The organism is Arthrobacter gengyunqii, assembly GCF_023022985.1.
Classification (GTDB): Bacteria; Actinomycetota; Actinomycetes; order Actinomycetales; family Micrococcaceae; genus Arthrobacter_B; species Arthrobacter_B gengyunqii.
In genome coordinates this window covers 1036350-1058351 of sequence record NZ_CP095461.1, presented here as the reverse complement: position 1 = coordinate 1058351, position 22002 = coordinate 1036350, and the positions used below count along the sequence as shown (strand labels likewise).

General features: G+C 66.4%; 15 protein-coding genes, 1 tRNA gene and 1 pseudogene. 7 read left to right on the top strand and 10 right to left on the bottom strand.

Annotation, left to right across the window (positions count from 1 at the left end):
• Window positions 1-6: 6 nt before the first annotated feature.
• The 4 genes from MUG94_RS04850 to MUG94_RS04835 all read right to left on the bottom strand — a co-directional run bounded on the left by MUG94_RS04850 (window position 7) and on the right by MUG94_RS04835 (window position 3553).
• Window positions 7-615: a 50S ribosomal protein L25/general stress protein Ctc gene (locus tag MUG94_RS04850; RefSeq protein ID WP_227908024.1), complete on the bottom strand. Its 609-nt coding sequence runs from the start codon at window positions 613-615 to the stop codon at window positions 7-9.
• A gap of 270 nt (window positions 616-885) precedes the next feature.
• Window positions 886-1869, bottom strand: coding sequence for a ribose-phosphate diphosphokinase (locus tag MUG94_RS04845; protein WP_227891416.1), 984 nt, complete (start codon window positions 1867-1869; stop codon window positions 886-888).
• Between the two features lie 36 nt (window positions 1870-1905).
• Window positions 1906-3405 carry a bifunctional UDP-N-acetylglucosamine diphosphorylase/glucosamine-1-phosphate N-acetyltransferase GlmU gene (gene glmU, locus MUG94_RS04840; RefSeq protein ID WP_227908023.1) on the bottom strand — a complete coding sequence of 500 codons (1500 nt, stop codon included), beginning with the start codon at window positions 3403-3405 and terminating at the stop codon, window positions 1906-1908.
• A 76-nt stretch (window positions 3406-3481) separates the two neighbouring features.
• Window positions 3482-3553 (bottom strand) — tRNA-Gln (locus MUG94_RS04835).
• Window positions 3554-3732: 179 nt separating this feature from the next.
• On the opposite strand from MUG94_RS04835, the pseudogene MUG94_RS04830 reads away from it, so the two are divergent.
• The 3 genes and pseudogenes from MUG94_RS04830 to MUG94_RS04820 all read left to right on the top strand — a co-directional run.
• A pseudogene (locus MUG94_RS04830) lies at window positions 3733-4320 on the top strand (TetR/AcrR family transcriptional regulator); the annotation flags it as partial.
• Window positions 4321-4323: 3 nt separating this feature from the next.
• Window positions 4324-4761 carry an NUDIX hydrolase gene (locus tag MUG94_RS04825; RefSeq protein ID WP_227908118.1) on the top strand — a complete coding sequence of 146 codons (438 nt, stop codon included), beginning with the start codon at window positions 4324-4326 and terminating at the stop codon, window positions 4759-4761.
• Between the two features lie 153 nt (window positions 4762-4914).
• Window positions 4915-6993, top strand: a complete 2079-nt coding sequence (locus tag MUG94_RS04820) for a ligand-binding sensor domain-containing protein (RefSeq protein ID WP_227908022.1) — start codon at window positions 4915-4917, stop codon at window positions 6991-6993.
• A 27-nt stretch (window positions 6994-7020) separates the two neighbouring features.
• On the opposite strand, the gene MUG94_RS04815 is transcribed toward MUG94_RS04820, so the two are convergent.
• From MUG94_RS04815 to rsmA, 3 genes are all read right to left on the bottom strand, one after another.
• Window positions 7021-8886 carry an ABC-F family ATP-binding cassette domain-containing protein gene (locus MUG94_RS04815; protein WP_227908021.1) on the bottom strand — a complete coding sequence of 622 codons (1866 nt, stop codon included), beginning with the start codon at window positions 8884-8886 and terminating at the stop codon, window positions 7021-7023.
• Between the two features lie 64 nt (window positions 8887-8950).
• Window positions 8951-9928 carry a 4-(cytidine 5'-diphospho)-2-C-methyl-D-erythritol kinase gene (locus tag MUG94_RS04810; RefSeq protein ID WP_227908020.1) on the bottom strand — a complete coding sequence of 326 codons (978 nt, stop codon included), beginning with the start codon at window positions 9926-9928 and terminating at the stop codon, window positions 8951-8953.
• A 58-nt stretch (window positions 9929-9986) separates the two neighbouring features.
• Complete coding sequence (gene rsmA / locus MUG94_RS04805; RefSeq protein ID WP_227908019.1) at window positions 9987-10931, bottom strand: 16S rRNA (adenine(1518)-N(6)/adenine(1519)-N(6))-dimethyltransferase RsmA; 945 nt, start codon at window positions 10929-10931, stop codon at window positions 9987-9989.
• 624 nt (window positions 10932-11555) lie between these two features.
• Between rsmA and MUG94_RS04800 the strand changes: the two genes are divergently transcribed.
• Window positions 11556-12773, top strand: a complete 1218-nt coding sequence (locus MUG94_RS04800) for a helix-turn-helix domain-containing protein (RefSeq protein ID WP_227908018.1) — start codon at window positions 11556-11558, stop codon at window positions 12771-12773.
• Window positions 12774-12903: 130 nt separating this feature from the next.
• Here MUG94_RS04800 and MUG94_RS04795 read toward each other — a convergent pair whose 3' ends face one another.
• The gene (locus MUG94_RS04795; protein ID WP_227908017.1) at window positions 12904-14001 is read right to left on the bottom strand and encodes a resuscitation-promoting factor; all 1098 of its coding nucleotides are present in this window, start codon (window positions 13999-14001) and stop codon (window positions 12904-12906) included.
• Between the two features lie 370 nt (window positions 14002-14371).
• A complete protein-coding gene (locus tag MUG94_RS04790; RefSeq protein ID WP_227908016.1) occupies window positions 14372-15274 on the bottom strand; it encodes a TatD family hydrolase in 903 nt (300 codons plus the stop codon).
• A 128-nt stretch (window positions 15275-15402) separates the two neighbouring features.
• Between MUG94_RS04790 and MUG94_RS04785 the strand changes: the two genes are divergently transcribed.
• The 3 genes from MUG94_RS04785 to MUG94_RS04775 are packed head-to-tail and all read left to right on the top strand — an operon-like array spanning window position 15403 to window position 20438.
• Window positions 15403-16479: an AAA family ATPase gene (locus MUG94_RS04785; protein WP_227908015.1), complete on the top strand. Its 1077-nt coding sequence runs from the start codon at window positions 15403-15405 to the stop codon at window positions 16477-16479.
• A 54-nt stretch (window positions 16480-16533) separates the two neighbouring features.
• Window positions 16534-17952: a DUF58 domain-containing protein gene (locus MUG94_RS04780; RefSeq protein WP_227908014.1), complete on the top strand. Its 1419-nt coding sequence runs from the start codon at window positions 16534-16536 to the stop codon at window positions 17950-17952.
• Window positions 17949-20438, top strand: coding sequence for a transglutaminase TgpA family protein (locus MUG94_RS04775; protein WP_227908013.1), 2490 nt, complete (start codon window positions 17949-17951; stop codon window positions 20436-20438). The genes MUG94_RS04780 and MUG94_RS04775 overlap by 4 nt, the downstream gene beginning before the upstream one ends.
• 59 nt (window positions 20439-20497) lie before the next feature.
• Here the strand turns inward: MUG94_RS04775 and MUG94_RS04770 are convergent, their stop codons facing one another.
• On the bottom strand, window positions 20498-21979 hold the full coding sequence (locus MUG94_RS04770) for an NAD-dependent succinate-semialdehyde dehydrogenase (RefSeq protein WP_227908012.1): 1482 nt from the start codon (window positions 21977-21979) through the stop codon (window positions 20498-20500).
• Between the last annotated feature and the right edge of the window lie 23 nt (window positions 21980-22002).

Below are 22002 nucleotides of genomic sequence, written 5' to 3'. Positions count from 1 at the left end.
AGTGAATTAGACCTCTGCGTCAACTTCGGCAGCTGCAACGGCGATCTGCTCATCCGACGGTGCGCCCAGGTCCTGGACGGCGGCTTCGGAGATGTTGATGATCATGGTTTCGGGATCCAGCAGCAGCTCAACGCCGGCCGGCAGTTCCAGATCCTTGGCGTAGATGTGCTCGCCGGCGACGCGGCCTTCGATGCTGACCACGATGGTTTCCGGCAGGTTGGTGGCGTCGGCCGACACCAGAACCGTGTTGGCTTCCTGGTTGTAGACGTCGGTGCCCGGAGCCAGTTCGCCGTCAACGTGGACGTTGACCTCAACCTCAACCTTTTCGCCCTTGCGGACGGTCAGCAGGTCGATGTGCTCGATGATCTGCTTGATCGGGTCGCGCTGGATGTCCTTGGCCAGGGCCAGGTGGGATTCGCCGTCGACGTCGATTTCCAGCAGGGCGTTGGCCGTGCGGACTGCCAGGGTGGTTGCCTTGGCGGGCAGCAGGATGTGCATGACATCTTCGCCGTGGCCGTAGATAACTGCGGGGATCATGTTGGCAACGCGTGCCTTGCGGGCCGCGCCCTTGCCGAATTCGGTGCGGACGGTTCCTGCGAGCTTCTGCTCAGACATTTCAAACTCCTGATATTGGATGTTCCGTGGTTGCCGGGACGAAGGCGCCGGTATGGGAACAGTGCTGCATCCTGCGGATCAAAGATTCCGCAGATGCAGTCAGAAGTTGCCAGCCACCGTCGATAACGGAGTATTGCCCGAATCTTTCCGGGCCTCTCCCTCGCCTAGGCATCGCAGACAATCCTACCAGCACAGCACTGCCCGTTCGAACCGCGGCTCCAAGGGAGCCGAAGGTTGAACGGGCAGCGCGGTAATGCAGCGGAAGAGAGACTATGCCTTGCCGTCGAAGAGGCTGGTGACGGAGCCGTCTTCGAAGACTTCTTTGATGGCACGGGCGATCAGCGGTGCGATGGACAGCACGGTGAGCTGCTCGAACCGCTTGGCCGCGGGGATCGGCAGCGTGTTGGTGACCACTACTTCGCGGGCACCGGACTCAGCCAGCGTGCGGGAAGCCGGCTCCGAGAGCACGGCGTGCGTGGCTGCGATAATGACGTCCTTGGCGCCTGCTTCCATCAGGACGCGCACGGCTCCGGCAATGGTTCCGCCGGTGTCGATCATGTCATCGATGAGCACGCAGGTGCGTCCCTGAACCTGGCCCACAACCTGCTTGGACACAGCCTGGTTGGGCACCGTCAGGTCGCGGCTCTTGTGCACGAAAGCCAGCGGGGAACCGCCGAGGCGTTCGGCCCACTGCTCGGCAACACGGACACGGCCGGTGTCCGGGGACACCACCGTGACGTTGGAAACGTCCACGCGGGTGCGGATGTAGTCCGCCAGCAGCGGGATGGCCATCAGATGGTCCACCGGGCCGTCAAAGAAGCCCTGGATCTGCGAGGTGTGCAGGTCAACGCTCATGATGCGGTCCGCGCCGGCGGTCTTGTAGAGGTCGGCGATCAGGCGGGCCGAGATCGGCTCGCGGCCGCGGCCCTTCTTGTCCTGGCGTGCGTACGGGTAGAACGGGGACACCACGGTGATGCGCTTGGCGGACGCGCGCTTCAGCGCGTCGACCGTGATCAGCTGTTCCATCAGCCAGTTGTTCATGGGCGCCGGGTGGGCCTGAATGACGAAGGCATCGGTGCCGCGGACGCTCTCTCCGGGACGGACGTAGATCTCGCCGTTGGCGAAGTCGTAGGACGCCAGTGGCAGCAGGTCCGTGTCGAGACAGCGTGCGATTTCCTCGGCCAGCTCCGGGTGTGCCCGGCCGGTGGCAAGGACAAGCTTCTTTTCACCTTGTGCGGTGATCTCGCTGCTCATTAATGATCGCTTTCTCGCGTGGGGGAATCAGTTTTTTCAGGAAGAGGGTGTGACATCAGTGTCCGGAACAGAGGCGGCCGCTGCAGCCGCCGCATCGGCTGCGGCGGTCCCCGGACGGTTGGTCAGCACCCAGCCGTCGAGGTTGCGCTGCGGCGCTACGTTGATGGCCAGGGAGCCGGCCGGAACGTCCTTGCGGACCACCGTTCCAGCTCCACTGTACGCTCCGTCGCCCACCGTAACGGGGGCCACATACATGTTGTCGCTGCCCATCCGGACATGCGAACCGATGGTCGTGTGGTGCTTCTTCACACCGTCGTAATTCACGAAAACGGAGGCCGCACCAATGTTGGACTGCTCCCCAATGGTGGCGTCCCCCACATAGGACAGGTGCGGAACCTTGGACCCGGCGCCGATGTTGGCGTTCTTGGTTTCCACGAAGGTGCCGATCTTGCCCTTGGCACCCAGCACGGTGCCGGGGCGCAGGTAGGCGAAGGGCCCGACGTCGGACCCGGCACCAATGCGGGCTTCGGAACCGTGGGTGCGCACCACCTTGGCGCCCTCCCCCACGATCACGTTGGTGAGGGTGGTGTCCGGCCCGACGACGGCGTCGCGCTCCACCGCGGTGGTGCCGTGCAGCTGGGTGCCCGGCAGGATGGTGACGTCTTCGGCGAGCGTGACGCCGGCGTCGATCCAGGTAGTGGCGGGGTCAACAATGGTGACTCCGGCGCGCATCCAGCGGATGAGGTTCCGGCGGTTGTGCTCGGCGTTCAGGGCCGCCAGCTGGACGCGGTCATTGGCGCCTTCCACCTGCCAGAAATCATCGGTGACGACGGCGGCCACGCGGCCGCCGCGTGCCCGGGCCAGGCCAAGAACGTCCGTGAGGTACATCTCGCCCTGGGAGTTGTCCGACGTGACCTCGGCCAGCGCAGTGCGCAGCACGGCGGCGTCGAACGCGTAGATGCCGGAGTTGATTTCGGTGATGGCGCGCTGGGCGTCGTCGGCGTCCTTGTGCTCCACGATGGCGGTGACGGTGCCGTCTTCGGCGCGCAGGATCCGGCCGTAGCCGGTGGGATCATCGAGCCGGGCGGTGAGCACGGTGACGGCGTTGGCGTCAATTTGGTGCACGGCCACGAGCTCCCGCAGAGTGTCCGCTTCCAGCAGCGGCACGTCCCCGTAGGTCACGACGACGGTGCCCTCCAGCTGTGCAAAGGCGTCCAGGGCCTCGAGTGCCACCTGGACGGCGCGGCCGGTGCCGGGAATCTCGTCCTGGTCCACGATCACGGCTTGGGGGGCGGCGGCGGCAACGTGCTCCGCCACCCGGTCCCGCTCGTGCCGGACCACCACGGCCAGGGCGCGGGGCGCCAGCGCCTGGGCCGCGGCCAGGGCGTGGCCGACCATGGAGGTTCCCCCGACCGGGTGCAGGATTTTCGGTGTCCGGGACTTCATCCGCGTGCCGGCTCCGGCAGCAAGCACTATGACAGCTGCGGGTCCGCCGCTCAGGGCGCTTTCGGTGGATTTGGAATCCTGCGTGGTCACGAAGTAGCGCTCCTGGGGTGGTACGGCCGCTGGTTTGGGAGGGGCTGGCGAGCGGATAACACCGGTGCTCCTGCCGTTCCGCCCATAGGATTCGAACCTATACTCCACGGCTCCAAAGGCCGGGGTGCTGCCATTACACCAGGGCGGAAAATGCGCAGGTTCCCCCGCACACAAGAGTTTAGTTTGCCATGCCTGCCGATGTCGGCGCGACTTGGGCCACTGAGGGTGTCATGCCGCGCCCGCCCCGGGACACACAAAACCCGTTCCGGGGACAGGCCTTAGACTGTGGGGGTGGCAAGAAACCCGGCTGGCGGAGCACGCCTGCGCATGACAGGCGTGCAACGGCGCGCACAGCTTATCGAGGTTGCCCGTGGCCTGTTTGCCCAGCGCGGGCTCGACGGAGCAACCATCGAAGACATCGCCGCCGCTGCGGGCGTCTCCAAACCGGTGGTCTATGAGCACTTCGGGTCAAAGGAGGCGCTTTACACCGAAGTGGTTGATGCCGAGTTCAACCGGCTGCTCGCCGTCATTACCGACGCACTCGGCGCCGACGCCGGTCCCCGCATCCTGATTGAACGCGCTGCCTACGCGATGCTGGACTATATCGAATCTCACAGCGACGGTTTCCGCATCCTGGTCCGGGACGCCCCGCCGTCGCAGCCTGAAGGCACCTTTGCCACCCTGCTGTCCCGCGTCACCAGCCATGTGGAGCACATCCTTTCCAAGGAGTTCGGCAACCGCGGGCTCAGCGCCGAGGTGGGCGGCATGTACGCCCAGATGCTGGTGGGCATGGTCGCCATGACCGGCCAGTGGTGGCTGGACGCCCGCACGCCGGACAAGGCAACGGTGGCGGCTCACCTGATCAACCTGTCCTGGAACGGCCTGACCGGGCTGCAGAAGGATCCCGAACTCCGCCATATGCGCACCGAAGCTCCGGTGGTCCTGACGTTGTCCGCCGTTCTGGTGCGCGACCCGGAGGGCCGGATCCTCCTGGTCCGCAAACGCGGAACGAGCAAGTTCATGCAGCCCGGCGGCAAGCTCGAGCCCGGGGAATCCTACAGCGCCGCGGCGGTCCGGGAGATGCGCGAAGAACTCGGCCTGCAGATTTCGGAGACGGATCTGGAAGTCCTCGGTGATTGGTACGGCCCGGCCGCCAATGAGGAGAACACCTTCATCGATGCAGGGTTGTTTGCCTATACCCTGCCGGTGTTCAGCGGAGATTCGGCGAACGAGCCGGCGGCCGCGGCCGAAATCGAGGAACTGCTCTGGATGGATCCGGCGCAGGCGCTGGACCGGGACGACATTTCACCGCTGCTGCGCGATCACATTCTGCCGCAAATGCTTGCGGGGACCTGAGCCGGCTGCGGGAGGGCCGGCAGCTTCCACATCGAATTGCCACCCCGGCCATGCCGTTCCGGCCCCTTTCTGTTTTCGTCCCCCCGGCGCGTCTGATATGCCTTCGACAACTCGGAGGAACACTAAACGTGAACACCCTTCCCGAAGGACGACATGCGCAACTCAGCCAGCCTCACCCGACGCTCAGCGTTATCGCTGGCGGCCACAGCCGGTTTCCTGGCGGCAGCCGGACCGCCGGTAGCCGCTTCGGCCGCGGGACGACCGGTTTCCATGCCGGCGACAGTGGATTCCGCTCTTTCTGGACTGCGGAGTATTGCTCCGGGCGCCGGGATCAAACGGGTGTACAAGGACGTCTTCACGGCGTTGTCCTTCCTGGATATGCTCCTGGTGACGGATCCCGCCGGAGTGCCCAAACTGATCACTGCAACCGCCGGTGACACCAACCAGTTCCAGGTATGCGACGCGGCCACCGGCAAACAGGAATTCGTAGCCAACACACCTGCGGGGGAGAAAATCTCCTCCAGGCTCCTCTGGGATCCGGCTAAGGGGGCCATCTATGCGGGGTGCGGCGGTGAACTTCTCAGGTGGACGTTTGCGGGCCGCAAGTTGGTCTCGCTCGGCCAGGTTGCCCCGAAAGCCACCTTCGTTTCAGGCCTCGCCCTTGGCCCGGCAGGAAAGATCTGGGGAGGGTCCTACCCAAACGGAATCACCTGGACGTGGGATCCGGGCGCCCGAAGGTTCACTTCGTTCACTGCTTTTGACGAGGTGACGGACTACGTGCGTGCCATCGGAATCTGGAAAGGCACTGTCTTCGCCGGCACCGGGTCACGCAATCCCCACATTGTGTCCTTCGCCCAGGCAACCCCCCAGAAGCGGACCGTCATCCCGCTTCCCAGTGCCGGACGGACCGGCTTTGTCCATCGGATCATCGTGCGGGGGGACAAACTCTTCGTCTTCGCCGAGGACACCGACAATGAGACCCGCTGCTTCGTTTACGACCCGGTCACACGCCGATGGGGAACGGAACAGCGGTCCGCTTCCTACGCATTCGCGGAAGGCACCGGCACCACAACCTGGCGGATCGCGAAGTCATCCCTGGTACTCACGGACACCGCCACCATGAAGGATCAGGTCCTCTGCCCCGTCGATATGGGCCTCACACGCTCTGTCCTGGTGCTGGGAGACAGGATCATGGTGGCCGGGAACCACGCCGGAAAACCTGTGACCGCTGCATATTCCGTGAAGAGCGCCAAAGAAACCCGCCGCGTCAGTCCCAAGGTCAGCAGGGGGTCCTTCGCCATCCAATCCCTGATCGGCTCCGACCATGGCCTGCTGTATTTCGGCGGCTACCAGGGCAAGGGACTCGCTTCCCTCGATCCCGGCACGGACACCCGCTGGCAGTCCCCGGGCACCGAGGGCATATCCCAGATTGAACACCTCATGCAGTATGACCGGAACCGCCTCTATGCAGGTTCCTACGGCTCCGCGAAGCTTTACTCCTTTGACCGCCGCCAAATCAACGAGGGCGATGCCGCGTTTGACCACATCACCACCCTGCGGGACCCCTACATGCAATCCCGCCCCTTTGCGTGGACGGCGGCCGCAGGGAAAGTGCTGGCCGGGACAGTTCCGGAGTATGGACTTCGCGGAGGAGCACTGGTCATCATTGATCCCGTAAAAAACGAGCTTGAAACGGTGCTGAACAAATTCATCCCCGAGCAGTCAATAGTCGGCCTCACCGGCTACGGGGACATCGCCTACGGCACCACGTCCGGCCGCGGCGGCTACGGCGTCGATGACCATCCGGGCGATGCGTGCGTCTTCGCTTACAACGCCCGCACCGGCCGAACAGTCTGGACCTCGTATATCAAAGGCCACCGGGACCTGTACTCCCCCATCCTGATTGCCGGCGTTCTCTACGTCGCCACCATCAACGGGCTCCTGGCTCTGGAGCCAGCCAAGGGCAAGCTGCAGGAGACCCTGGCGGTGCGCAACCGCACTGCCCGTCCCGGATACCAGAGTGCCCGTGCCCTGCGCATTCCGGGCACCAGCAAGATTGTTCACAGCTCCGGCGACATCGTCCTGCTCATCGATGTCAAAGAGCGAACCCGGTCCGTTCTGGGGAAAACCGGTTTCGGCACCCAGATAGGCGTGATGTCCGGCGGGCGGCTTTTCATCTCATACCAAAACAACCACTTGGCCGAGCTGCATCTAGGCCCGGCACCACAGTAAGCGCAACGGCAACAACGACGACGAGCCCTAGTCGAGCTTTTCCGAGGCCTCGAGCCACTGCATTTCCAGGTCCTCCTGGTCCGCCGCCAGTGACTGCAGCTTCTTGTTCAGCTCCGCCAGCTGCTCAAAGTCGGCGCCGCCGGATTTCTCCGTGGCGGCCGTCATTTGGGCGTTGACCTTCTCCACCTGCTGTTTCAGCTTGGTCATCTGACGGTCGATGCGGGTCAGGTCCTTCTTCGCGATCCGCTTCTCAGCCTCGGAGGAACCGGAGGCCGCCGCCGTCGCAACTCCGCCGCCGGAACCGGGGCGTGAGGACCCGGCCGCGGCGGCACGGGCAGCCTGCGAGGATCCGCGGGCCGCCGTGGATGCCGAAGAGTTGGCCATCAGGGCCGCGTTGCGCAGCTCCAGGTACTGGTCCACGCCGCCGGGCAGGCCCCGAAGCTTGCCGTCGCCGAGCAGCGCCATCTGATGGTCGGTGACGCGCTCCAGCAGGTACCTGTCGTGCGACACCACAACAAGCGTGCCGGGCCAGCCGTCAAGGACGTCTTCCACGGCAGCCAGGGTGTCGGTGTCCAGGTCATTGGTGGGCTCATCGAGCATCAGCACGTTCGGTTCTCCCACCAGCAGGCGCAGCAGCTGCAGCCGGCGGCGCTCACCGCCGGACAGTTCCTTCACGGGAGTCCACTGGCGCTGGGCGTTGAAGCCCAGCTGCTCCACGAGCTGGCCGGCGGAGAGTTCGCGGCCGCCCACGCTGAAGACCCGCTTCTCGTTCTCGATGACCTCGATGACGCGCATGTCCGCCACCTCGTCGAGTTCCTTGACTTCCTGCGTCAGCACCGCCGTCTGCACGGTGGTGCCGCGCTTCAGCCGGCCCTTGGTCGGCTCAATTTCGCCGTTGAGCAGGCGCAGCAGCGTGGTCTTGCCGGCGCCGTTGACACCCACCAGGCCCAGGCGCTCCCCCGGGGCCAGGCGCAGGGTGATGTTCTTGAACAGCTCCGTGTCGCCCAGGGTCAGGGACACTTCCTCGAGGTCCAGCACGTCCTTGCCCAGGCGGGCGGTGGCCATCTTGTTCAGCGACAGGGTGTCCCGGGGCTCGGGCACGTCGGCAATGAGGTTGTTGGCCGCTTCGATGCGGAACTTGGGCTTGGCGGTGCGGGCCGGGGCGCCGCGGCGCAGCCAGGCCAGTTCCTTCTTGACCAGCTGCTGGCGCTTGCCCTCCACCACGTTGGCCATGCGGTCACGCTCGGCGCGGGCCAGCACGTAGGCGGCGTAACCGCCGTCGAACGGGTCGATGACGGCGTCGTGGACTTCCCAGGTACGCGTGCAGATTTCGTCCAGGAACCACCGGTCGTGGGTCACCACGAGCAGGCCGCCGGCGTCGGCGCGCCAACGGTTCTTCAAGTGCTGGGCCAGCCAGGCCACACCCTCCACGTCCAGGTGGTTGGTGGGCTCATCCAGCATGACGACGTCGTCGTCCCCGGTCAGGAGCTTGGCCAGTGCCACGCGGCGCTTCTGCCCGCCGGACAGCGAGGAAACTGCGGCGTTCCAGTCCACTTCCTGGATCAGGCCGCTCATCACGTCGCGGATGCGGGCGTTGGACGCCCACTCGTAGTCCGCCGCGTCGCCCACGATGGCCTGGCCCACGGTGAGGTCGCCGTCGAGGACGTCGGACTGGTCCAGATAGCCCACGGTGACGTCGCGGCGGCGGGTGACCCGGCCGTCGTCGGGCGTCTGCCGCTCGGCCAGCAGGCGCATCAGGGTGGACTTGCCGTCCCCGTTGCGGCCGACAACGCCAATCCGGTCCCCTTCTTCCAGGCCCAGGGAAACCCCGTCCAGGATCGTGCGGGTGCCAAAGGAAATGCTGAGGTTCTCAGCACCAAGCAGGTGTGCCAATCGGTACTACTTTCTTCTGATGTTCAAAAAACTGATGTTCAAAAATGGTTCGAAGATGGAAAAGTCAGCCGGCGGCGGTCGCCAGCCGGGCTCCGTGCACCGGTCCCTCGACGGCGAGGGCACGGTGCCCTTCGGCGCGCAGTGCCGCTTCGAGCTCCGCTGCCGCGGGCGCGTCCTCGGCCAGGAACGCAACGGTGGGGCCGGAACCGGAGACCATGCCCGCCAGCGCCCCGAGGCGTTTGCCGGTGCCCAGCAGGTCCGCCAGGTCCGGAGCCAGCCGGAGCGCGGCGGCCTGCAGGTCATTGGTCATAACGGCTGCGAGGTCCCGTGCGTTCCCGGAACGCATGGCGGCGAGGATCGCGGGATCCACTTCCGCGGGTTCCTCGGCCTGCAGCTGTTCCTCCTCGCGGAGGGCGTCAAGGGCGCCGTAGACACCCGGAGTGGAAAGTCCGACGTCCGAGGCGACGAGCACCCAGTGCAGGGGCGTCTTGGAAATGGCCGGGGTGAGCCGGTCCCCCACGCCCAGGCCGACGGCGGTGCCGCCGAGCAGCGAAAAGGGAACGTCGGCGCCGAGTCCGGCGGCGATGCCGGCCAGCTCTTCACGGGAAAGATGCGTGTTCCACAGAGCGTCGCAGGCAACCAGTGCCGCGGCGGCGTCGGCCGAGCCGCCGCCCATGCCGCCGGCCACCGGAACCCGCTTGGTGATGTGCAGGTGCACTCCGGTGGGATTCTTCGCGTACCCGGCCAGTGCCCGGGCCGCGCGCACAGCCAGGTTGTCCGGCCCGAGGGGAATGTCCTTCACCGGCACCTGCAGGGCGCCGTCACTGTCCACCGTCACGGTGATGTCCGGACCTTCAGTGACTGTGGCCCGCACCTCTTCGAACAGCGAGACCGCCAGGTAAACGCTGGCAACGCCGTGGTAGCCGTCGGGCCGGAGCGGGCCGACGCGCAGGGAAACGTTGATCTTCCCCGGGGCGCGGACGCACACGGAAGCAGGGGCTGCCGTGGGGGGCTGTGCGGATGAAAACTTCGCTGCGCTCATATCTTCCAACTTAGAGGAAGGGCGGGCCGCGTCGTTAATGCGGCCGCCGGAGCCAGCGTTAGGACGCTTCGCCGTCGGGCAGTGCTTCGGTCTCCGGACCGGACGGATTCTCGGCGTGCGCCGGCGCCGGCGTACCCTTGGCCTCTGCAATCCGGGCAAAGGCATGGATGTCGATGACTTCGCCGCGGGCGCGCGGGTCAACCCCGGCCGCAACCAGCGCGTTTTCCGCCTGGGCCGGGCTGCCGGCCCAGCCGGACAGCGCTGCCCGCAGGGTCTTGCGGCGCTGGGCAAACGCGGCGTCGATGACGGCGAAGACCTCTTCGCGGGTGGCAGTGGTGGGCAGAGGGTCGTGGCGGGTGAAGCCGACCAGCCCGGAAGCGATTTTGGGCGCGGGCCAGAAAACGTTCATGCCGATCACGCCGGCTTTGCGCATGGTGGTGTACCAGGCGGCCTTCACGGACGGAACGCCGTAGACCTTGGAACCGGGGACCGCTGCCAGCCGGTCGGCAACTTCGTCCTGGACCATGACCAGGCCGTGCTGCAGGGAGGGGAAGCGTTCCAGCAGGTGCAGCACCACGGGCACCGCCACGTTGTACGGCAGGTTCGCCACCAGGGCCGTGGGCTCAACGGGAAGCTCGGTGATCCGCATGGCATCGCCGAGGACCACGTGCAGCTGGTCCGCCTTCTCGGGCCGCCAAGACGCCACGGTTGCCGGCAGACGCTTGGCCAGCACGGGATCAATTTCGACGGCGACCACGGACTTGGCAGCGTCCAGCAGTCCCAGCGTGAGCGATCCCAGTCCGGGCCCGACTTCCAGCACGGTTTCTTCGGGGCCGACTGCGGCTGCGGCGACGATGCGCCGGATGGTGTTGCCGTCGATCACGAAGTTCTGGCCCAGGGTCTTGGTGGGGCGCACTCCCAGCTCGTCGGCCAGGGCGCGGATGTCAGTAGCACCCAGCAGCGGTTTGACCGGAGGACGGGAAGCGGAGGCGGATTCAGTCACTTAGCAATACTAGCCGAGCGGAGGCTTCGAACCGGGGGCCTGCGAAGGCGGTGACTGCTCAGCGGGCGGTTCCCGGGTCTGCGCAAAAATGCACCCTTTGGCGGCGCACCCGGCAACGAGTGCGCAGGTGTGGCGGGTTCGTCCGGGAACCGCCGGCTGAGTGCGCAGCTCTGGCGGGCTTGAACGACTTTAGGTCGCCGTACCTGCGCACAGGATGGGCTGGCACCGGTTCAATGTCACCATAGGTGCACACTCAGGCGGATTGCCGGCTAAGTGTGCAGCTCTGGCGGACTTGTCCGGGAATTGCCACTTGAGTGCGCAGCTCTGGAGGGTTCGTCCGCGACCCGCCGGCTGAGTGCGCAGCTCTAGCGGGCTTGAACGACTTTGGGTCGCCGTACCTGCGCACAGGATGGGCCGTCAGTCAGGCCAGTTGCCAACGGGGAATGCCCAGTTCAGACCACATATGTTCCTCTTCATGGTGTTTCCCTTCCAGAATGGGCAACCACCCTGCCGCCCCTTAATGGCGCTCGGTAGCATTCCTGCCGAGGCACTCTTCAAGTCTCCCTCAGGCCGGGAACGGTGGTAATCGCAATGGGCAAATTCTTCGGAAACCGACTGCAAGCAGTGCGCACGGAACGATTCCTGACCCAAGAAGAGCTTGGCGGAAATGTGTTTCGGGCACGTGAGATTTCGACGCTGGAAAAAGGACGGCGGGAGCCCGGCGGCGGGGCCATCCGCTTCCTGGCGGAACGGCTGACCGTGGTGCCCGGGTATCCTCAACCTTCCGCGGGCTCGGACAGCCGCCTGTTCCTGGAACTTTCCGCCGCTCAGGCCTGGGACGAGCGGAACTACACCGGGGCACGCAGGCAAGCCCAGTTGGCGGCGGACGCGGCGCTGGCGGAAGGGGATCCCACCGGGTGGTGGGAAATGTCCCTTCTTGCCGCTGCCTGCCTGCGGCGGCTGCATGACTACACGGCATGCCTGGCCGAAGCGGAGTTGCTGGCACACCACCCGCTGGCAGCCGGAGGGCAGCCGCTGCGTCCGCAGGTTGAGACGCTGCTCGCCGCGGCATGCCAAGGGGCCGGACGACTGGCCGACGCCGTCACCCACGCCAGGCGTGCCCTGGAACTGGGGTTGATCCAGAGATTGAACATCGATCAACTCATCGAGGTGTACCAGGCATTGGTCGCGGCACTCTCGGAAAGCGGCCTGCAGGACGAAGCCTGGGGGCATTGCCGGACCCTGCTGCTTCCGCTGCTGGATGCAGCATCGGATCCGCAGACGGCTGGAAAGGGATATTGGGCGGTGGGCAACGTCGCCTTTCGCCGGGGTGACACAGCTGCCGGACTCAGGCATCATGCCAAAGCCGCGTCCCTGCTGACGCCCGACGCGGATCTGGAGACCTGGGCCGCCTTCAACCGCGCTTCGGCTGCCGTACGCCTGGCCGAAGGACTGCACGACGCCGCCACGAGCCAGTGCATGGACCACGCCGAAACAGCCTTGTCCGTGCTGGGCGGCACCGAAGAAGACGTGTTGGAGAACCTCCACAGCAGGGGCAGGTGGCTGCAGCTGTCCGGCAACCACCAATCCGCCATACAGGTCCTCACTGACGTGTACGGCCGCCGGACCGCCCTGTCCCCCCAGGGTGCCGCAGAAGTGGCGCTGCACCTGGGTTTGAGCCGCGCCGCGTTGGGAGACATGGGGACGGCGGTGCAGTTGCTGGATGACAGCGCCGGAGCGTTTTCAGCGGCCGGTGCCCTGGACCGGGCCGGACATGCCGCCCGGCTGGCCAATCAGGCACGGGCGGGAACGCCCGTCGGGTTAAGCGCCAGGACCGGATAAGCGCGCAGGAAGGACCCGTTAATCGCAGAGGACCGGAACCTGATGACAGGTTCCGGTCCTCTCGTTCCGCTGCTTGCGTTGGTCAGCGCGTGCCAACCCAGCTAAGAACGAATGATGACTGTGCCCGGGGCTAGAGCAGCCCCAGCTTGGATGCGCAGGCCGGCCAGTGGCCCCAGCCGCCGTTGGCCCGAAGTTTCTCGGCCACAGCAATCTGCTGCTCCGGGGTGGCCCCGGCTGCGATGGGGGCGTACTGGCCGCCGCCGGCGCCGAGCCAGCTGGAGACGCTGAACTGCAGGCCGCCGGAATACCCGTTGCCGGTGTTGATGTGCCAGTTTCCCCCGGACTCGCACTGGGCCAAAGCGGCCCAGGCGCCGCCGGCAGGAGCGGAGCCGCCCGGCGAGGCAGACGCAGCGGGTGCGGGGGCAGGCTTGGCTTCCTTCTTTTTGGTGCCTACGGCAATCTTCGCTTCAACCGGCTGCACGGAGACGGTTTCGCTCACCAGGGTACGGCTGACCTCGCGGCCGTCAACAAGCTTGGTCTCGAACACCGTGGCCTTCTCGCCGGGTGTTCCCTTGACCGTCACTTTCTCCTCGCCCTCGTAGAGGTTCGGGTCCGGCACTTCAGCGGTCTCAAACGGCACGGGTTCGGTGACGGTAACCTTTTCGCCGGCCGTGACGCGGGTGATCTTCAGCGCCATGCCGTCCACCAGTGCGGCGGTTCCGGGAGCCGAGAGGCGGTCCGTAGCTGCGAGCGTGATGCCCGCTTCATCGAGCAGCTCGTCCACGGTCTCCGCCGTGGTGGGACGGTTGTAGGACTTGCCGTCGATCACCATGGTGACCGTCTTCGGGGTGGAGATCGACAGCGGATCTTCCAGCCCGGCGAGCGCTGTGTCCAGCGAGGCCGACACGGCCGAATTGGAAGCGACCCTCAGTTCCGAGACCAGGTCCGCAACGGTCCGGCCGGTGGTGCTCACGGTGTGGCCTTCGCCATCCAGCGTCACGTCCACGGTCTTGGCCTTGAAGACTTCAATCCGGGTTCCATCGGTGACTTCGGTGGCCAGGTCCGGACTCACCCGGTCTGCTGTAGTGACCTGAACGTCTGCCTTGGAAAGTACTTCGGCGACGGTTCCACCGAACGTCTTGACGTCACTGCTCTGGCCGTCGACGCTTAATACAACAGATTTGTTGGTGCCGACGAACGCCACCAGTCCCAGAATCAGGGCGACCATCACAACGGCCTGCCCGGTGAGTTTTACCCCACGCCTCACGAGTGCATGTGCCACGGAATCCCAAACGTTCATAGTTTCCGGGCACGGGGATCAGGGCGCGTTTCAGCCGTTGTCCCCGGATCTCACGGGGCGACTTTGTGCGCAGGCAAGGAACCTCTGCCGCACCAGGGCACAGGTGTGGCGCACTGCTTCAGACGAAGCGGGCGCACACCCGTTCACAGGACGGTGTGTGGTTCGATATCAGTTCCGGCGCCTTCCCCGACCCCGGCTAATAGGTCCCCACCGTAACCGAACCGTGATCTGAGGGCAAGCCGGGTTTTGGCTGATCCAAGTGGTCCCCGCACCGGTTGTGGAATCGATCACAGCTCCGCTAATCCCATGAACCGTAAACACGGACGGTGTTTTCCACCAGCTCCGTTCCCAGTTCAGCGACGTCCGCTCCGAGCTCCGCGGCCATGAACCGGACCGTGTAGGGCACCATATAACTTGCATTGGGCCTGCCCCGGAACGGATGCGGAGTCAGGAAGGGTGAATCGGTTTCGACCAGCAGCAGGCGGCGGTCGGCCACCGCCAGCGCCTCACGCAGATTCCCGGCATTCTTGAAGGTGACGGTTCCCGCAAAAGACATGTTCCAGCCGTGCTCGTTGCAGATCCTGGCCAGCTCGGCATCACCGGAGAAACAGTGGAAGACCACGTTCTCCGGGGCCCCTTCCTCCAGCAGGACACGGACAACGTCCTCATGAGCGTCCCGGTCGTGGATCTGCAGTGCGAGTCCGAGCCGTTTGGCGATGTCGATATGCCGGCGGAAGGAATACTGCTGCCGTTCCACGCCGTCGGCACCGGTGCGGAAGTAATCCAGCCCGGTTTCGCCGATGCCGCGGACCCGCGGATGACCGGCCAGCGTTTCAATCTCTTCCAGCGCCGCGTCCAGGGTTCCTTCTGCAGCCAGCACCGGAGCGTCGTTGGGATGGATTGCCACCGCTCCCAGCAGCCGCGGTTCCTCGTCCAGCACCCGGACGGTGAAACGGGAGGATTCCAGATCCGTGCCCACCTGCACCGCTGCCCGGACCCCCGCCGCCCCGGCAGCATCCATGGCCGCCCGAACTCCCGCGGTGCCGGCCTTGCCCGGGGCAAAGTCCAAATGTGTATGGTTGTCGATCACGGGCACCGGAAGGGGCTCCGGGGCGGGAGGATACGATTTTCCCGTGCCGGACGCGAAGTCCAGATAGGCCGCAGGGATTTCGCCCGGAACATAACCACTGTCATTGCACATGTCTTTAACCTTAAGTGAGCTTGTAACCTGTATTCACATGAGGCCGCCGCCGAACCGGCGGAAGGCCTGTAGCACCGGAACCTTCCCCTCGGGCTCCGACTGCGATTCCCGACGCTTGGAAGGTATCCATGGACGCTCGAAATCCAGCTGCAGCCGCCGCACGCTTTGCCGGTGATTCACCGGGCACGGCAGTTCCCGCGCAACCGGCTGCATGGAATCGCGCCCCAGGATCGCCCTACAGTGCCGAAGCATTCGCCGAAGCCGCCTCAAGCATCCTTGCCGCGGTCAACACCGTAATAGACGGGAAAAAGGAAGCAGCCTCTCTGGTCCTGACCGTGCTGCTCGCCCAGGGCCACGTCCTGCTGGAGGACGTCCCGGGGGTCGGAAAAACCCTCCTTGCCAAGACGCTGGCACGCACCATCGACTGTTCCGTCACCCGGATCCAGTTCACTCCCGATCTGCTGCCTTCCGATGTCACGGGCGTGTCCATCTATAACCAGGACGCCCACCGTTTCGAGTTCCGCCAGGGACCCATTTTCGCGAACATCGTGATCGGGGACGAAATCAACCGCGCCTCGGCGAAAACCCAGTCCGCCCTCCTGGAATGCATGGAGGAACGACAGGTAACGGTCGACGGCGGGACCTACCGGCTGGCCGAGCCCTTCATGGTGGTGGCCACCCAAAACCCGATCGAAATGGAGGGGACCTATCCCCTGCCCGAGGCGCAGCGTGACCGGTTCATGGCCCGCATTTCCATGGGCTACCCGGATACCCGCTCCGAAATCGAAATGCTTGAAAGCCATCAGTCCACCTCTCCACTGGACGCTGTCTCCGCCGTCGTCGACGTCGGTGAAGTTGCTGCCATGACGGCGCGCGTGCGGGACACTTTTGTCTCCGCCGCGGTGAAGGAATACACGGTGGCCATTGGCCAGGCGACCCGGGAACACCCGCATCTCCGCCTCGGAGCCAGCCCCCGTGCCCTGCTGCAGCTGCTCCGGGCAGCCAAGGCGCACGCAGCGCTGGCGGGACGGGACTTTGTCCTGCCGGACGACATTTCCCACCTTGCGGACCCCGTCCTGGCCCACCGCCTTATCCTGGACCGCAAGGCAACCACCTCCGGCGAAACGCCGTCCGGCCTGCTGGCACACATCCTCTCCCGTGTGCCCGTTCCCCGCAGCCCCGCGGGCGAGCGCCTGCGCCGGTAATCCCCCCGGCACGGATCAGCAGAACCACCCGGCACCACCACTCGGGAAGGCTCCATGGAATTCGCAAGCGCAGCCAGGCTGCTGACACCGCGCGGCTGGGGACTGATTGCAGCCGGAATTGCCGCGCTCCTGACCGCCCAAATCATGGGCCGCCGCGATGCGCTGATCCTTGGCCTGTTCCTGGTGTCCCTGCCGCTGCTGTCGGCCCTGGCGCTGCGGCTGATCAAGCCGGTGTTCGTCGTTGAACGCAGCTTCAGCCCGGCCACCGTGGAGACCGGCGTCCCCGCACGGGTTGCGCTCTCGCTGCGCACTCCCCGCCCGGTCCGGCAGAGCGCTGCGATGCGGGAGGGACTGCCGCTTCGCTTCGGACAGAGTCCAGTGTTCCGCTTTCCGGCGCGTTTCCCGGATGCCGACGGCGCCAGCACCTACGAGTACCAGCTGCGGTCCGCCCGGCGGGGCATGTTTCCCATCGGACCGGTGACAGCCGAGTTTTCCGATCTGTTTGGCCTCGCCAGGCGGTTGCACGTCCTCGGCGCCACCGATCCGCTGGTGGTGGCCCCGGCGCCGCAGGAGCTCCCCGCCACAGCATTGGGCGGGCCGCGGGGAACTGAAGGATCCGTCCACAGCCCTCGCCGCGGCGGCCCCAGCGAAGACGATGTTTCCACTCGTGAGTACCGCGCCGGCGACCCCATGCGGCGGGTCCACTGGGCCGCAACCGCACGGCACGGGGAGTTGATGGTCCGGCAGGAGGAACCTGTCACCTCACCCGGCGCCACGCTGCTGCTTGACGCCCGGCAGTCCTGTTTTTCGGGCGGCATGGGAGCTCCGCTGTGGACGGACCCTGCCGGCGGAAACGGGTTGTCCACGTCCGAGTCCTTTGAGTGGGCGGTAACGGCTGCAGTTTCCGCGGCCGCGCACCTCGTGGAGAACGGATACTCGCTGCACCTGCTGGATGTCTACGCACGGCCGGGTCTTGCCCGCTCCCCTTCCGCACCCAATCCCCAGCAGCAGGATTTCAGCGGCACGGCAGGATTGCAGGACATTGCCGAGGGCCTGGCGGCACTGGAACTGGAGACCCGCGCAGATGAGCGGCTGGCAGAGGCCGGTGCGGCCCGCCCTCCCGGCACGGACCTGACAACGCCGGAAAACCGGAGCCCCATCGGGTCCGCGCTGCTGGACTCCTTGGCCCAACGCCGCCGCGGCCCCCTGGTTGCCGTTCTGGGACGGCTCTCCGCAGACGACGCCGCCAGGCTCGCTCCGGCGGCCGACTATGCCACCCGGGCCTGTGCCATCCTGGTCACGGACCGGCTGCAGGAGGCAGGCCCGGCACTTGCCGTCCTGCACTCCGGCGGATGGCAGGCCGTCGCTGCCACCCCCGAATCCGACCTTGCACGCACTTGGGCGGCTTTCGCTTCCGCCGCCCAGCCAATGACTTCATTGACTTCATCCGCCGGCCGGGAGAACCCTTCATGACTGACGTGCTGTCCCGCCCCGCAGCAAACACCCCGGCAGGTCCTCCCCCGCCGCCGCGGGCAACGCCCCGCCCTCCGTGGGACTGGACCGCCGCCGGAGCGAGCACCGTCGCCGTCCTGCTCTGCAGCCTCAGCCTGCACGGAGTCCTGGACGGCTGGAGCTGGTTGCGGCCGCTGACCTTGACGACCGCTGCTGTGGTCGCGGCCATGGCTGCGGCACGCAGGTTCCGTTTCCCCACCGCGCTGGTGCCGGCGGCCGGTCTGGCGGCCCTCGCCGTCGCCCTGACCTGGTTGTTTGCCGCCCCGACGGCGCTGCTTGGGCTGGTGCCCAGCGGAGCAACCCTGGAGCGGGGCAGCCAACTGCTGGCCGAAGCCCAGGCGACGATCATGAACCAGGTTCCGCCGGTGCTCGCCGATCCCGGCATCGTCTTCATCGCCTGTCTGGGCACCGGGCTGATCGCATTGCTGGTGGACACACTTGCCACCACGCTGCGGATGCCGGCGGCCAGCGGCTTGGGATTGCTCTCTCTGCTGATCGTTCCTGCTGTCCTGAAACCGGAGAGCATCGGTGCGTTTCCTTTCATCCTTGCCGGTGCCGGATACCTGCTCATCCTGGCCACCGGGTCCTGGCAGGAGCGGCCGCACAGCGTTGCCGACACAGTGCGGCGGCCGCCGCGCAGCCAGGTGGGCGCCGCGGCCGGAATCGGCGCCGCAGCCCTGGTTCTCGCCCTGAGCCTGCCCGCGGCGCTGCCGGGATTCACCCAGGGCACCTTTCCGCAGGGCTCCCGGCTAAACATCTGGACCGGCCAGTCCGGCCTGAACCCGGTGGTGGCGCTCGGCAATGACCTGCGGCAGCCTTCGGCCTCCGGCCGGATCCGCTATGCCACGGACTCCCCGCAGTCGCTGTATCTGCGATCGACCACCCTGGAAGACTTCTCGGGCAGGCGCTGGTCACCGGATCTGAGGGAGGACAGCCGCCGGGCCGGCCTGCAGGGGATGTCGGTGAGCGAGTCCAACCAGCAGGCGCCCAGCGTGCAGCCGGTCACCACCCGCGTCATGTCGGAAACCTACGCCAGTCCCTGGCTGCTGGCACCGTACGCGCCGGTGCGCGTGTCCGGGGCCCTCGGCCCGTACAGCTGGGATCCGAAAACCATGACCATCATTTCCGGGGACGATACGGCTGCCGGGGAACTGGACTACGAGGTCCAAAGCCTTGCCCCCAATCTGACCCAAGCCGATCTGCAGAACCTGGGGCCTGCCCCGAAGGACGCGGTGGATCCCATTTTCACCTCGTTGCCCGAGGATCTGCCGGCAAGCATCCGGGACGCTGCACGGACAGCCACCGAGGGAGCCAACGGCCCCTACGAACAGGCCATGGCCATCCAGGCCTACCTGCGCAGCCCCCAGTTCGCCTACTCCCTGGATGCTCCGGTGGAGGGCGGATACGACGGAAACGGCATTGAGGTCCTGGACCTCTTCCTGCAGGAAAAGTCCGGCTACTGCATCCATTTTGCGGCTGCCATGGCCGTCATGGCCCGGGAATCCGGGATTCCCAGCCGCATGGCCCTGGGTTTCGCTCCGGGCAGGTCCACCGGAAATTCCCTGACCGGAGACAACGGCCAGGACCTGCGGGAGTTCGAAGTCGACTCCCGCGATGCGCATGCGTGGCCTGAACTGTATTTCGACGGCCTGGGCTGGATTCGGTTTGAGCCCACCCCGTCCCGCGGTTCCGTCCCGGCCTACGCGGTGGCGCCCCGCTCGGATCTTAGCCAAATCCGCGACGATGAGCGGGACCTGGAGGCAGGAAACCCCACGCCTCCGCAGCCCGCCCCTTCGGCCTCACCCAGTGCGCCGGCTCCGCCGGCTGCGGCGCCGGCGCAGCCGGCGGAAACCCAGGCAGGGAGGTTTGCCGGCGTCGGACTCGGTGTGGCGGCTGCCGCGGCCGCCCTCCTCAGCCCCTGGGCGCTGCGCCGGCGCAGGCGCAGCATCCGCCGGAACCTGCTCGGATCAGGGCGCACGGGTAGTGCCGGCGCGGGCGATCCGCGGTCCGGAGGGCCTTCCGGCACCGCATCGTCCCGGCACCGCCAGGGCGGACCCGCCGCCTTGGCCTGGGACGAAGCCTCGGACACCGGCGTGGACTACGGCTACGTCCCGCAGAAGGCGGAATCCCCGCGCACCTACGCCCTGCGCCTTGCGCACGACGCACGGCTGCCGGAAAACTCCGCGGCCGCCCTGGAACGGCTCCGCTCAGCGTATGAACGCGAAGTCTATGCAGCACCGGGTGCAGGAACGCAGGAACCGGCCGGAGGCACGGGGCTTGCCGGAGGCAGCGGACGCGCCGGCTCCCGGCCGACGCCGGATCCCTTCACCGGACTCTGGTCCGATGCCACCGCGGTTCAGGAGGGACTCGAGGCTTCCGCCACCTGGGCCACCAGGCTGCGGGCCCGCTTCTTCCCCGCCTCGCTGGCCTCCCGGTTCCGCCACTGACCGGGCAGGGTCCGCGGAGACCGGGCTGGCCCGGAGGCCGGCCCGGCACGCACCTTCAGTTAGTCCGCGGTGGGATCCGCGATGCCGATGTACTGCGTGTAGAGGTACTCCTCAATGCCCTCGGCACCACCTTCACGGCCCAGCCCGGACTGCTTGACGCCGCCAAAGGGAGCCGCGGCGTTGGAGACCACACCCGCGTTGAGGCCGAGCATGCCGGTTTCCAGCTTCTCCCCGATCCGCAGCCCGCGGTTCAGGTCCTCGGTGAAGACGTAGGCCACCAGCCCGTATTCCGTGTTGTTCGCGAGCGCCACGGCTTCATCCTCAGTGGAGAACGTGACGATGGGGGCCACCGGACCGAAGATTTCCTCCTGGAGAATGCGCGCGCCGGCAGCCACGTTCTTCAGCACTGTCGGCTGGTAGAAGTAACCGGGACCGTCCACGGGTGCGCCGCCAACAACAGCCTCAGCGCCGCCGTCGACCGCTTCGGACACCAGAGAGTGCACCTTGTCGCGGGACTTGGCATCGATCAGCGGGCCAATCTTGGACTCGTCCTCGGTGCCGCGTCCGGGGGTCAGGGCACCCACCTTGGCGGCAAACTTCTCCGCGAACTCTTCGGCAACGGACTCGTGCACAATGAAGCGGTTCGCCGCAGTGCAGGCCTCACCCATGTTGCGCAGCTTGGCGGCCATGGCACCGGCCACGGCCTTGTCCATGTCCGCGTCCTCGAAGACCACAAACGGAGCGTTGCCGCCGAGTTCCATGGAAGTGCGCAGCACCCGCTCAGCGGCGTCGCGGATCAGGCCCTGGCCCACGGGGGTGGAGCCGGTGAAGGAAACCTTGCGCAGGCGCTCGTCCTTCATGATCGGGCCGGTGACGTCGCCGGCGGAGGTCGTGGACACGACGTTCAGGACGCCGGCGGGCAGGCCGGCCTCCATCATCACCGCGGCAAAGAGCTGGGAGGTCAGCGGCGTGAGCTTGGCGGGCTTGAGTACCATGGTGCAGCCTGCGGCCACCGCGGGGGCGATCTTGCGGGTCGCCATCGCCAGCGGGAAGTTCCACGGGGTGATCAGCAGGCACGGGCCCACCGGCTTCTTGTTCACCATCAGGCGGGACTTGCCGTCCGGCGAGGTGCCGTAGCGGCCCGAGATGCGGACAGCCTCCTCGGAGAACCAGCGCAGGAACTCGGCGCCGTAGGTGACCTCGCCGCGGGCTTCAGCCAGCGGCTTGCCCATTTCCAGGGTCATCAGCAGGGCAAAATCCTCAGCCCGCTCCGTCACCAGTTCAAAGGCACGCCGCAGGATTTCTCCGCGCTCGCGCGGTGCCGTCCGGGCCCAGGCATCCTGCGCCGCCGCAGCCGCATCCATGGCGAGGGCGCCGTCCCCGGCGCTGGCATCGGCGATGCTCAGCAGCACCTTCCCGGTGGCCGGATCCTCGACGTCGAAGGTCTTGCCGCCCTCGGCATCCCTCCACTCGCCGTTGATCAACAGGCCGGTGGGGACCTGAGCCAGCAGTTCGGCTTCGCGGTCAGCGGTAATACCCATGGAATGCCTCCAAAATTCGACGT

Excerpts from the sequence above, each read along its gene's own strand:
- MUG94_RS04850 (WP_227908024.1), bottom strand. The coding sequence starts at position 615 with ATGTCTGAGCAGAAGCTCGCAGGAACCGTCCGCACCGAATTCGGCAAG.
- MUG94_RS04775 (WP_227908013.1), top strand. The coding sequence starts at position 17,949 with ATGACTGACGTGCTGTCCCGCCCCGCAGCAAACACCCCGGCAGGTCCT.
- MUG94_RS04770 (WP_227908012.1), bottom strand. The coding sequence starts at position 21,979 with ATGGGTATTACCGCTGACCGCGAAGCCGAACTGCTGGCTCAGGTCCCC.
- MUG94_RS04785 (WP_227908015.1), top strand. The coding sequence starts at position 15,403 with ATGGACGCTCGAAATCCAGCTGCAGCCGCCGCACGCTTTGCCGGTGAT.
- MUG94_RS04845 (WP_227891416.1), bottom strand. The coding sequence starts at position 1,869 with ATGAGCAGCGAGATCACCGCACAAGGTGAAAAGAAGCTTGTCCTTGCC.
- MUG94_RS04780 (WP_227908014.1), top strand. The coding sequence starts at position 16,534 with ATGGAATTCGCAAGCGCAGCCAGGCTGCTGACACCGCGCGGCTGGGGA.
- MUG94_RS04825 (WP_227908118.1), top strand. The coding sequence starts at position 4,324 with ATGCGCACCGAAGCTCCGGTGGTCCTGACGTTGTCCGCCGTTCTGGTG.
- MUG94_RS04820 (WP_227908022.1), top strand. The coding sequence starts at position 4,915 with ATGCGCAACTCAGCCAGCCTCACCCGACGCTCAGCGTTATCGCTGGCG.
- MUG94_RS04810 (WP_227908020.1), bottom strand. The coding sequence starts at position 9,928 with ATGAGCGCAGCGAAGTTTTCATCCGCACAGCCCCCCACGGCAGCCCCT.
- MUG94_RS04790 (WP_227908016.1), bottom strand. The coding sequence starts at position 15,274 with ATGTGCAATGACAGTGGTTATGTTCCGGGCGAAATCCCTGCGGCCTAT.
- MUG94_RS04795 (WP_227908017.1), bottom strand. The coding sequence starts at position 14,001 with ATGGTCGCCCTGATTCTGGGACTGGTGGCGTTCGTCGGCACCAACAAA.